We start from the raw sequence: 12,129 nt of genomic DNA, 5'->3' as shown, positions 1-12,129 counted from the left end.
TATGGAAATGGGGAAAGTTTTATGAAAAAGAGAATTATTGGTGCAATATGTCTTGCTTTACCACTAGCTATAACATTAATCATCTCAATTATGGTTGCATTTGTATTAATGCGAGTATTTCTTGGTGAAATATTATCGAGAGTAGTTCCAAATGCTAGTGAAGTATTTTTTTACAGTGTGTTTATTTGTTTGTTCTTAACATTTAATACAATCTTAAATGTGATACTACATTATATTAAGTATAAAAAAATTCACATTAGTAAATTCGGATTTAGTATATTTGTAATTTCATATATTGTTTTTGTAATTTCTATTTTATTTTCACGAAATTCTCTAGGAAACTTTTATAAAAATAACTTTATTCCCTTTAAAACCATCTATTGGTTTTTAACTAGTAAAACGGATTTAATCTATAAAGTGTCTAATTTATTAGGAAATATTGTTATCTTTATTCCACTTGGAGCAATTCTTTATTATTGTTTACATAAACTAGTAAAGCATATTTATCTATTCTTCTTATGCTTTTTGTTAGTAACTTCATTAGAATTCTGTCAAACAAAATATGAAGTTGGAAGTTTTGACATAGACGATATTATATTAAATTCTATGGGTGTTATCTTAGGGATTTTATTGGTATTAAAAAAATATTTAATACAGAGTAGAAAAGAGGCTAGAATTTAATGAAAGAAAAAATCACTAAGTCAAAACTAGCTTTAATATTGGTAATCTTGTCATTTTTGGTACCAACAAGAGGTATAATATTCGCTACAATTGTTGTATTCAACTCACTCATGGAGTATCGACAAGATCCTTCCATAACACCACTGCTTAATTGCAGTTTTTTTTATTGAAGTAAATGGCAGTTTAGTTACATAAGGAATGCTATAATAAAAATAATTTTTTTGATAAATAAAGGGGTATTAAGGTTTTATGGAGGGGAGTAACAATGAACATTCTATTTGTTTGTACCGACAATTTTACTAGAAGCGTAATTGCTGAATTTTGTATGAAAGATCATCTGCAAAAAACGAATAACACATCGGTTAAAGTGGCATCTGCGGGTATTAGGGCTAATAGTGATATTAGTAAATACTCTACAATTCATTTTAATATAATGAATGAGATGGGAATTGATACTACTGGGTTCAATCGATTACAATTTGATGAATCTTGCTTTGATAAGTTCGATCTTATTATTGGTATGAGTGAATTACATAGAGAATTTATCAAGCGACAGTATAATCGTGATATTTATTTATTTAACGAGGTTTATAACGGTCTACAAACAGCAGTCAATATTGGCGAACCTAACAATGAGCATTTTTTTGAGCAAATGAAACAGTTAGTTAATTATATTAATCGTGCTATTCCAACTATATTAAGCAACATCGAATTAAAGGAAATGAAAAGCTTATTGAACTAAAGCGATACTTTAGCTCAACAAGGACAACGAGAAATAATATAGAATTCAATAATTGGAACTAAAATATTCAGAGGTGCGAGACAATGAAAATAAGATTAGACAAAGCAACAGACGCAGATGCACAAGTAATTTTCGAAATGCAAGTGAAAGCCTTTATGCCATTATTAGAGAAATATAAAGATTACAATACTAATCCAGCAAATGAACCGATTGAAAATGTTATTAGGAGAATTAACTATTCTTCTGGTGGTTTTTATAAAATTTATTATAATGATGCTCTTGTAGGAGCAATTTGTATCTATTGGAAAGAAGAAACTAAATTTTGGATCAGTCCAATGTTTATTTTACCAGAATACCAAGGATTGGGAATTGCCCAGAAAGCTATCCAGTTAATCGAGGAACAATTTCCACAGGCAACTACTTGGGAATTAAAAACAATTTTAGAAGAAAAACGTAATTGTTATTTATACGAAAAAGTAGGTTATAGACTTAATGGAGAAACAATACGATTAAATGAAAATATTACACTTGTTAGTTATAAAAAAATTTGTTAACGCTACTAACACATGCGATAGTCACCTAAGCAGTCATATTTAGAGTAAAAAAGATGACACCATATTTAGTTAATATCATTCAAATTGCTATTCATTTTCTTTATACTGTTTAAAATAAAGATAGACTACCTAAGTAGTCTATCTTTGTTCAGCTATTAAATTGGTTCATTCAATTTGAAGTTGTCAACTTTGAAATTCCAATACATTTTTTAATCTACGTTTTCTACAATTGATTGATAAATTTCCTTCAGTGACCACACTTTCCCTTTTTCATCTTTATAAACGACATGTTCCCTTTGAAAGTGGACAGGGGAATCTAGACCCGCGGCGGCAGCTAATCGGAATAAACCTTCTCGCATTGAAATTAGATAATTCGCTGTTCGATATTTTTTTTCATCAATGACAAGGGCTTTTTGTAAATCAGGATCTGTTGTGGCCACACCGACTGGACATGCATTGGAGTGGCATTTTAATGCTTGAATACAACCGATTGTAATCATAAATCCTCTTGCGATATTAACAAGATCAGCTCCCATTGCTAGTGCAATCGCTACTCGATCTGGCGAAAATAATTTTCCTGAAGCTATTATTTTAACTTGATCACGTACACCATATTTTCTTAAAGCATTATCCAATAATGGTAATGCAGACTTAATTGGCAACCCTACACTATCTGCCAGTTCCTGGTATGTGGCACCCGTCCCCCCTTCACCACCGTCTACAGTAATAAAGTCAGGACCCTTCCCAGTACTTTTTATATGTTTTACTAATTCATCCGCTTCATGACTACTACCAATAACCACTTTCATTCCTACTGGTTTTCCTGTTTGTTCTCGGATCTGTTCCATAAAGTCAAACAAAGAAGGAAAGTCCTGAAACTCTCGAAAACGATTAGGACTATCAATAGATTTATAAGGTTCTACCATTCTTATTCTTGCAATTTCCTCAGTTACCTTTTCCCCATCAATATGCCCACCACGTGCTTTAGCACCTTGAGCTAATTTAAGTTCAAAAGCTTTCACTTCAGGAATTTTACTTTTTTCTATCAAGGCATCCCAATTAAAATTCCCCTCACGATCTCTAACACCAAATAAACCTGGGCCAATTTGCATGATAATATCTACGCCACCCTTTAGATGGTATTCCGACAAACCACCTTCACCTGTATTCATCCATGTCCCCTTTGCAATTGCCAATCCCTCTGAGAGTGCAGTAATAGCATTTTCACCTAAAGATCCATAGCTCATTGCAGACATTCCAATCTGGCCTTTTACAATAAATGGATACTTCGTGTTTTTACCTATTACAATTGCATCACTATCATCCAACAAATATGCAAGTGAATCATTCTCCTCTAATCGTTCTTCCTTCTGTGTAAATAAAGGCTCTTTTATCAATAAATATCGATTTGTTGTTACGTTTATTTCCTGGTCCATTTTTAATTCTTCTGACAGTTTAGGGAACATCGAATTACTAATATAATACCCTTTATCTTCAAAATCTCTTTTAGATCCAAACCCAAGGACATCTCGTTTATATTTTGCTTTTTTGACAATATGCTCATATTCATCTCTTGAAAAAGGTTTACCTTCTCGGTCATTGTTAAATAAATACTGACGTAACTCAGGTCCAATAGTTTCTAAGAAGTACCTAGCTCGTCCGATTACTGGATAATTACGGAGTATTGGATGCTGCTTCTGTTTTCGATCTATAAAAAACAAATATAGTGTACCTATTATTAAAACTGTAAATATTAAGGCAAAAAAAATGAATCCAAGGATAATTAATACATTTGTTATATTCAATTATATTTCCCCCTCGCAAAAGTTCGGTAACGTTACATTATATTAAATTAAAATACTTCACTTTAATTGTTAACATATCTATACTAGTTGAACATACAAAGAGTCAACTACTAATCTATACCCCAAGGCGTGTAACTCTTTTTGCCAAATTGTGTTTGAAAGTAAATAAAATGTATTTACTATCCTTAATTGAGTTTACATTTATACTTTATTACATTTCCTTCCAATTTATACAATACTTTGCATTATCGAATACACTCTTTTTCAGCTTTAAAGCCAACTAGAAAAAAATTAGTGTTACATGGTTCAGATAATACAACTATTGCATGCGATCGTTAATTATATTTGTATTAAAGAGAGTTCAACTTTAGGGATTTTATTAGTATATAAAAAAAAGATACCTAATTAGGCATCTTTTTTTAATCTATTAATATTGCAAATATTCCACTTCTGTCTGAACCAAATCTAAGGCTTTGAAGGTTTTAACTTACGATTAATTTAGAATAAAATAGATTAATAAAGTAGTGATAATAAAATCTACCTTTACGTTTTTCTATCTTGAAGATAGGTATTTTAACTCTGATAAACTCTAAAACCATAATCATTTAATTAAATTGCCACTATGTAGCAAGTTTACAATAATAATTAATTAAGGGAGCACTCTTTAATAAAGCTCTCAAAAAAGACAGAGTGATTTACTTTGTTTCTCTGCATCATCTCGGGGTGCCATTGTACACCAACTATAAATCTCTCACCTGGAATTTCAATAGCCTCAATAACACCATCTTCGGCTTTTGCAGCTACTACTAAATTTTTCCCTAAATCTTTAACTGCTTGATGATGGAAACTATTGATACCTATACTCTTACTTCTGAAAATTTTTGCAAGTCTACTGTTTGCCTCAATATTTGCTATTTGAGAAATATTTTCGATAGGATATGACAATAAAAAGTGCTCATTCTTTGTGACACCATCTTTAGCAAGATCTTGATGTAATGTGCCACCAAGAACTACATTCAGCAATTGACAGCCTCTGCAAATCCCTAATATCGGAATTTGATGGTTCTCCAATACAGATTTAATTAGTACCAAATCTGCATTGTCTCTTTTCACAGAAACCTCTCCAACAGAACTTGAAGGTATCTCGTTGTAACAAAGTGGGCTCACATCATTTCCACCAGTAAAAATAATTCCATCTAGCTTCCCAAGAATCGGAAGGATTGTTTCTGGGTTTTCAACGACTGGCAAAATTACTGGAATCCCTCCGGCTTTCTCAATTGCTTGAATGTAGTCGTCAGCAAGAAGTTGCCATTCCTGGCTTGGTGCGCCAAGGTGAGACACAACTCCAATCTGACCATTTGAACTAAAACTACAAGAAATTCCGATAATAGGTTTTTTCATAAAACGTCCTTCTTTCAATTCGTGTAAGTTAAGCTGCAATAGTATTGCTAGGCTTTTTTATGAATATTTTATAAGTAATCGTTCCCGCAATAAAACCTACAATTGCTGGTATCAACCATGTGAAACCTTGAGAACTGAATGGTATCTTTGTCACTAATGAATTAAAAACATCTGATTTAATCCCCATTGCATTAAAAGCATCATTTAAACTAAAGACGAATGTAAAACATGCTGTTCCAATATATGACCCTCTATTTGGTATATACTTACTACACAATCCTAAAATAACGAGTGTAATCGAAATTGGGTACAAAGCAAGGAAGATAGGTGCAGCTGCTGAAATAATTGCATCCACTTTAACATTTGAAAAAATAGCACTTATTATTGCATTAATAGCCACCCATGTAGGATAATTAATTTTATTCTTTGTTAGGTCTGTCAAGAAGTCACTAGTCGCACTTGTTAATCCGATTGCTGTCACCAAGCAAGCTAGTAAAACACATAGTGCAAGTAGTGTCACTCCGCCTTGCCCCATCAATTTATTCATCAAATCTACCAACAAAGTAGTTCTTTCAATATTATTGTTTGAAATTACTTGGCTACCGCTTGATCCAAGATAGAGCAATCCTCCGTAAATTACGAAAAGCCCAAGACCAGCAATGGCAGAAACATAGATTGTGACTTTCTTTAATTCTTTTCCAGCATATCCTTTGGCACGGATCGTCGCGATGATAATATTTGAAATGAGCAATCCAGTCAATACATCGGCTGTTTGATAGGATTGAACAAATGCATTCAAAAATGGTTTCGATAAATTGGTTGAAACTGGTTTTCCAATAGGAGAAAAAATGGCAAATCCAACAATAACTAGCAACAATCCTAATTTAAAAGGAGTGAAAAATTTTCCAATTGTATCAATAACCTTTCCTTTGTTAGCAGAAACTAAAAACACAATTGCAAAGAAAATAATACTGAACAAGACTGTAGGAAATTTAGGGAAGAATGGTTGAATAGCAACTTCAAAACTAGTTCCAGCAGTTCGTGGAACATTGATGAACGTTCCAATGACTATCATGATTAATGTACAAAATACTTTATAAAACCATGGCGCTATCGGCTTAGTTAAGTCTGCGAATGTTTCTCCGCTAGCAGATACAGCTACAATTCCTAATACCGGTAAAATTACACCTGTAATTGTCATACCAAGTAACGCCGGAACCCATTCTGTTCCTGAAGTAAAACCAATATATGGTGGGAAAATAAGATTTCCTGCTCCAAAGAATATTGCAAATGTGGCAAATCCAATAATAATACTGTCGGTTAAAGTTTTATTCTTCATAATTTCCTCCAAGGTTAACGCATTCTATTGAAAACCACCAACTATTCAAAATCTATCCATTAATATGAGATTCTAACTCTTTAATCACTTGGTTAATGTCTTTTGATTTAATTGCCTCAATTATTTGTTCATGCTCCTTAATATATCTAGAAATTTGATAATCTTTTCTACGAAAATAATATGGATTACTAAATAATCTTTCTCGAATATTAGAAAGTGTTTGAATAAATAAAGAGTTACCGTAAACTTCAGTAAGTTGTAGATGAAAGGCAGAGTCCAATTTCAAAAATTCAATCAGATCATTGTTTTCAACACACTTTTTCTGTTCTTGAATGAATTCCTCAAGTATCTCTATTTGTTCCGCAGTTATCAATTTAACTATTTTCGGTATGATAAAAGTTTCTAACGCCAATCGCAGTTCATACATTTCTTCTATCTCACGAACATTCAGTCCTAAAATTTGAATGCCATGGTTTGAAATAATTTTTACAAACCCTTCATTTTGCAATCTTTGTAAAGCAGCCATTATCGGTGTTCTACTTATTCCAAGCTCAGACGCTAACTGATTCTGGGAAGTGAAACCGCTTTCTAAAAAATCCCCCCTTATAATCTTGTTTTTAATTTCTTGATACGCTGTTTCTTGAAGTGTTTTTCCCTTCAAAAAAATCCCTCCCTAGTTTACATACAACTTACATGTAAGTTGTATGTAAGATGAACTTTATAATACTCTGAATATTGTAAAATGTAAATATTTTTTTTCGCAGGAAAGCATTTCAACTATATGCCACATCTAAGACTTTTCGTTGATTATAAAACTCTAAGGGTATATATATGATGTTCGTAAAAGTTATTAACTGCATTTCCAAGCTATAGAATATTATATATATCTTTAACTAATTAAGAATTAGAAATTAGTTTTAAAGAAAAATACCACCTTTTAAAGGTGGCTCTAGATATACTTCCGATGAATATTCTTCCCATCATAACTAAACAACACAGACTTATTCTCTATATTTGTCTCCAAATGAACCCCTCTACCCCACAACTGATGAATATAAGGCATTACTTTCTCAACATACTTCACATCTAGTTCCATATTTTCATAGGAATGCTTCAAATAAAGCTCCCCATTTTTTAAATAGTCTCCTTCTTGAACTACAATATAAGGGAATCCTCCATTTACTCGGCTAACGACTAGTTGATCTCGTACATTTTCCCATGCTTTATCAGTAACTTTATATTCCTTACCTTGTCGCTGGAATAGATACATATCTTCACGCATGACAAGGTCTTTCGTTAAGTAGTTTCGTATAAATGAACTATCAGACTCTAACTCTCGTACTTCAAACATTTTTTCTCGACCGCTGCCAGGTTTAATTCCTAACTCACGCATTTCTTTTGTTGGATTATTATATCGCTCTTCAATATCTTCAAACATTCTTAGTCCTAAATAATACGGGTTAATGCTTGTTTTCGATGGCTGAACTACTCCTGCATTAAGCTTTGCGTATTCGATTGCTTCGTTTGAGTCGAGGTTTAGTTCACGCATAATTCTTATATGCCAATAACTTGCCCAGCCTTGTTTCTCTAAACGATCTTCTTTTTGATATTCCTCACCAAGAATTTTCACTTCTGTTTCAATATCAATTTTTATTTATTTTTCACCGTTTCTTGCATAGATCGAATCAAGTCGAGGTAATCCATTGAAGTTGCATGATCTACATTCACGATGAAACCTGCATACTTCTTTGATACTTCTGCTACCACCCCGACTACTTTAATCATAAGACCATAAAAAAATTGGACAACTAGTAATTTAACTAGTTGTCCTTATAATACGAACACATGCGTTAGTTATAATGAACTAATGCAATGCCCCCAAATTGTTGACTCAACTAAAACCTTTATAGTGAATTTCAATTGGTTTCCATGAATTCACTATTGATCCAAAGTTTAAGCAGGATATCCTCCGGTTGGTGGTGGCCAAGCACTAAATAATCTGCGTATTAGTACGATTTCACCTAAATGATAGGAGTTGTGAGATGCAATATTGCGTAGTACACCACCTGGGGATTCGCCTGGCCATTTCTCTAATGATTTGTCCAATTGAACAGTTTGGGCAATCGTACATGCCTGTTCTATCCCTTGAAGAAAATGCTGAATAATCTGTTTCCACTCTTCCTCATTACTAGGTCCTTCTTCAACAGGCCAGCTTTCTTTCACATCAGAAGGTAATTTAGGCCTCTCTCCTTGTGCGAATAATAAGAGGAATTCTTGCCAGTATGTCATGTGTTTGACTAATTGATAAATAGTATAAGGTAGCTCCTCTATTCTTTTTCCAGCAAGATCCATATCTATATCCAACAAAGCATTCTTGATAGGAAGATGACCACGTTCTCCTCTTAATGATTTTACTAATGTGTCACTAAATGCTTTATTTGACTGCTCCATATTACCGACTCCCACCATTTTTATTTCTATTTTTCTAAATTTGTTGTTCTATCCCTTTCTATTATCTAAATATTTAATAGAAAAAATCACTGTTAACATTAATCAAATCGAATTTTCCATCTGAACCATATTATGATAAAGACCCAATTTTTTACTAATTACAGTACTTTTTCATATCTTTTTTTAATTATATTGTTTAGAGTAAACTCTAAGTCAATAGATTATGGGAGGATTGCTTTTTAATAGTAGAAAACGTTAGAATCCAAACAAAAATTCAACAAATAATTAAAAAGATATGAACTGAAAATGAATACTAAGATTAATAAATCTTTTATTCAACAAACGCATGCGATAGTTGAATAAGCTCTGAATTTGGTAAACTACAAACGAGATTGAACAGGGTACTAATTTTGTTCAATCTCGTTTTTTAATGGGACAACTTGTTCCTTTGCAAATCTACGAGCTGCTACCACGCATAGTACAACGACAATATTAACTGCCACAAGTAACCAACCAACCTTCTCGTGCAGAATCACGGAGGCAAGCAATAGTCCAAAGAAAGGTTGGAGAAGTTGTAACTGTCCAACTGCCGCTATACCTCCCTGCGCCAGTCCTCGATACCAGAAAATAAAGCCAATGAGCATGCTGAATAAGGATACATAAGCAAGGCTGAAGATCGAAGGAAGTCCGATGTCCTTCCATGATTCTGGACTAAAATAGAACGTAAGTGGGAGCATAAAGGGCAACGACAGAACGAGAGCCCAAGAAATCACCTGCCAGTTCCCTAGCCGACGTGAAAGTCGAGCACCTTCTGCATAACCGAGACCACATACAATGATTGAAGCCAGCATGAAAGCATCACCGATTGTTGATGATTCTCCACCATGAATTAGGGCAAATCCTGTCACTAAGAAGCTGCCTATAGCTGAAAAGATCCAAAAGGTTGGTCGGTGGCGTTCCCCATCCCTAAGTACGCCAAAAATTGCAGTCGAGAGTGGAAGTAATCCAATGAAGATAATAGCATGTGCGGACGTAACATACTGAAGGGCAAATGCTGTTAGTAGAGGGAAACCTATCACAACACCAAACGCCACTACAAATAGTGGAACAAGGTCGCTCTTGACAGGTCGTTTCTGCCGAAAAATTAGAAGGAGAGCGCCTGCCAATACACCTGCTATTGCCGCGCGGCAGACTGTTAGGAACAACGGATCAAAATCAGCCACAGCCAAGCGCGTCGCAGGTAGCGATCCACTGAAGATGAGTACTCCTAGGAATCCATAAATCCATCCTTTGGTTGATTTATTCATTGCAATCACTCCGAATCATTAATAGCACTCTAATTAAGATGACAATCGAATTAAAAAGAAAATTCTACTTTTATTCCACGCTCTCTAATTCTCATAATATGTTAATTATGACACTTAAATGATATTTCATTTTATAAGTCACGTTTGAAACTACTACTCCACAAAAAAGAACCACCTAAACAACTCATGTTGTTGAACTAACGGTTGTTTTAGTTCAATAAGATATTTATTATCTATGTGTTATAAAGTTAATAATACTTACCAAGTTTGGGGCTCTAATCGTTTATTACGTCATGCACCAACATAAAGGATCAGTTCCACCACAATGAGGGCAATACCCTCCTGTATAAGTAAATCTAATTTGATCTGAATGAAGTACATAATAATCAGTAATAGGTTCGACGCCAGGGATCACTATCCCACCTGGAATCTCCGGTAATTTGACCTCCCGCACTGTCATGTCTGACCACTTGCCGATCCAGGAACAAATACTGCACTTTAATATCTCTTCCGAAAAGTTAGGAGCATTTTGGATGACAATAATACATTCTCTACTATTTGTATTACAATTAGGACAATCGTGTACTTTCACGAATCTCCACCTCTCATCAAATTTAAAACTTTTCAAGTACCTTCTTTTTACTATTCTTCTTAACAGACAATTAGTCCTTTTTAATAAAATAGAGGATAATCAAATGATTACCCTCTAAATGTTGTACAACTAACGCGCCAGTTAGTTATATAGGAGATTCAATCTACAAACTATTGCTTTTTTTAGTTTATTGTACTTTTGGAAAACTAACACTTGGGTTATGTTTAATGTGAACTCTTGTTTACTCTCTTCGTACTGTATTATGCGTAAGCCTAAATGTCTTTTTCTAGTAATTGATTCATCAGAACTTTTTTGAGTTGACTGCGGCGACTTGATTCTACAAAAAGGTATTTTCCTTTACACATTTGCATTAAGAAAAGCAAAAGAATTTTTAAAAATTGCATTGAATAACGATTATTTCATTTGGATATTTTATGGAAGTATCATAAATTCAGGAGGTAGCACATGAAAGCAGTCACGTACCAAGGTCATTCTAAAACCATAATTAAAAACAAGAAGAAAAGCCGTACTCTTCGGAATACGGCTTTTTCCATTTGATATATATTATATATTAAGGAAGTGTAATTACATATATGAAGGTACTTTCAATGATTCAACCTTGGGCCAGCCTTTTCCTTTTTAATGAAGCACAATACGAAACAAGAACATGGAAAACTAAATATCGTGGTCCATTGGCGATTCACACAAGTAAAAAAATAGATAGTAATGTTTGTAATAACAATGCAATTCAGCATTTGCTTAGTAAGCACGAGTTGAATAGGAGCAATCTACCAACCGGCATGATTATTGGTGTCTGTAATCTTATTAATTGTTTAAAAGTAATAGAAGATAATCAAGAAAGTGCAGTATTGGAAGATGGACGTATTGTTTCAGGAAATGACTACTTCTTAGGAGATTTTAGAGTAGGGAATTATATTTGGGAAGTTTCCAATAAAGAAATGTTAATCGATTTTATACCAGCTAAAGGAAAATTAGGTTTATGGGAATACGATATAAATTAGTTGTTTACTTCTTGAAAAACACACTAATAATGCGTTAGCGCTTAACAGTGAATATTTAACCAAAAATCAAACCAATTAATTGTTTCTTTCATTGTTGTTCCTCCTTAAAAATGACTGTTTTTACCAAACAGTCTATTTAATGCTTATTCAACTAATGCATGCTTTAGTTGCATAAGGTTTAGTTTTAAAACATTGAAAGCACTCAATGAATTGATGTGCTTTTATCATTTTAAAT

General features: G+C 33.4%; 13 protein-coding genes. 4 read left to right on the top strand and 9 right to left on the bottom strand.

Translation table 11 applies throughout. The features are described 5' to 3' along the window. Positions 1 to 21: 21 nt before the first annotated feature. The 3 genes from AN960_RS12025 to AN960_RS12015 all read left to right on the top strand — a co-directional run bounded on the left by AN960_RS12025 (position 22) and on the right by AN960_RS12015 (position 1,977). A complete protein-coding gene (locus AN960_RS12025; RefSeq protein ID WP_056471563.1) occupies positions 22 to 681 on the top strand; it encodes a VanZ family protein in 660 nt (219 codons plus the stop codon). A gap of 265 nt (positions 682 to 946) precedes the next feature. After that, positions 947 to 1,423, top strand: a complete 477-nt coding sequence (locus tag AN960_RS12020; protein WP_056471560.1) for an arsenate reductase/protein-tyrosine-phosphatase family protein — start codon at positions 947 to 949, stop codon at positions 1,421 to 1,423. An 83-nt stretch (positions 1,424 to 1,506) separates the two neighbouring features. Continuing rightward, positions 1,507 to 1,977 (top strand): GNAT family N-acetyltransferase, encoded by a 471-nt coding sequence (locus tag AN960_RS12015; protein ID WP_056471557.1) that lies wholly within the window; start codon positions 1,507 to 1,509, stop codon positions 1,975 to 1,977. A 209-nt stretch (positions 1,978 to 2,186) separates the two neighbouring features. Here the strand turns inward: AN960_RS12015 and AN960_RS12010 are convergent, their stop codons facing one another. The 9 genes from AN960_RS12010 to AN960_RS24475 form a co-directional block, all read right to left on the bottom strand. After that, entirely contained in the window at positions 2,187 to 3,782 is a 1,596-nt protein-coding gene (locus AN960_RS12010; protein ID WP_056471554.1) for an FMN-binding glutamate synthase family protein, read from the bottom strand. 645 nt (positions 3,783 to 4,427) lie between these two features. Continuing rightward, positions 4,428 to 5,183, bottom strand: coding sequence for a gamma-glutamyl-gamma-aminobutyrate hydrolase family protein (locus tag AN960_RS12005; RefSeq protein ID WP_056471551.1), 756 nt, complete (start codon positions 5,181 to 5,183; stop codon positions 4,428 to 4,430). A 28-nt stretch (positions 5,184 to 5,211) separates the two neighbouring features. Then, positions 5,212 to 6,522, bottom strand: a complete 1,311-nt coding sequence (brnQ, locus tag AN960_RS12000) for a branched-chain amino acid transport system II carrier protein (protein WP_056471548.1) — start codon at positions 6,520 to 6,522, stop codon at positions 5,212 to 5,214. A gap of 52 nt (positions 6,523 to 6,574) precedes the next feature. Beyond that, positions 6,575 to 7,183, bottom strand: a complete 609-nt coding sequence (locus tag AN960_RS11995; RefSeq protein WP_056471545.1) for a GntR family transcriptional regulator — start codon at positions 7,181 to 7,183, stop codon at positions 6,575 to 6,577. A 288-nt stretch (positions 7,184 to 7,471) separates the two neighbouring features. Further along, positions 7,472 to 8,170 (bottom strand): SpoVR family protein, encoded by a 699-nt coding sequence (locus tag AN960_RS11990; protein WP_502692548.1) that lies wholly within the window; start codon positions 8,168 to 8,170, stop codon positions 7,472 to 7,474. A gap of 2 nt (positions 8,171 to 8,172) precedes the next feature. Next, positions 8,173 to 8,307: a hypothetical protein gene (locus tag AN960_RS24010; RefSeq protein WP_216600078.1), complete on the bottom strand. Its 135-nt coding sequence runs from the start codon at positions 8,305 to 8,307 to the stop codon at positions 8,173 to 8,175. A gap of 168 nt (positions 8,308 to 8,475) precedes the next feature. Then, positions 8,476 to 8,973 carry a DinB family protein gene (locus AN960_RS11985; RefSeq protein WP_056471542.1) on the bottom strand — a complete coding sequence of 166 codons (498 nt, stop codon included), beginning with the start codon at positions 8,971 to 8,973 and terminating at the stop codon, positions 8,476 to 8,478. Between the two features lie 404 nt (positions 8,974 to 9,377). Continuing rightward, positions 9,378 to 10,280, bottom strand: coding sequence for a DMT family transporter (locus tag AN960_RS11980; RefSeq protein ID WP_056471539.1), 903 nt, complete (start codon positions 10,278 to 10,280; stop codon positions 9,378 to 9,380). Positions 10,281 to 10,566: 286 nt separating this feature from the next. After that, on the bottom strand, positions 10,567 to 10,740 hold the full coding sequence (locus tag AN960_RS24475; protein ID WP_156339675.1) for a hypothetical protein: 174 nt from the start codon (positions 10,738 to 10,740) through the stop codon (positions 10,567 to 10,569). Between the two features lie 725 nt (positions 10,741 to 11,465). Here AN960_RS24475 and AN960_RS11970 point away from each other — a divergent pair. Then, positions 11,466 to 11,894, top strand: a complete 429-nt coding sequence (locus tag AN960_RS11970; protein ID WP_056471533.1) for an ASCH domain-containing protein — start codon at positions 11,466 to 11,468, stop codon at positions 11,892 to 11,894. The last annotated feature ends 235 nt before the right edge of the window (positions 11,895 to 12,129 follow it).

This window comes from Bacillus sp. FJAT-25509 (assembly GCF_001420605.1).
GTDB lineage: Bacteria > Bacillota > Bacilli > Bacillales > Bacillaceae_G > Gottfriedia.
This window is presented reverse-complemented; position numbering and strand designations above follow the sequence as displayed.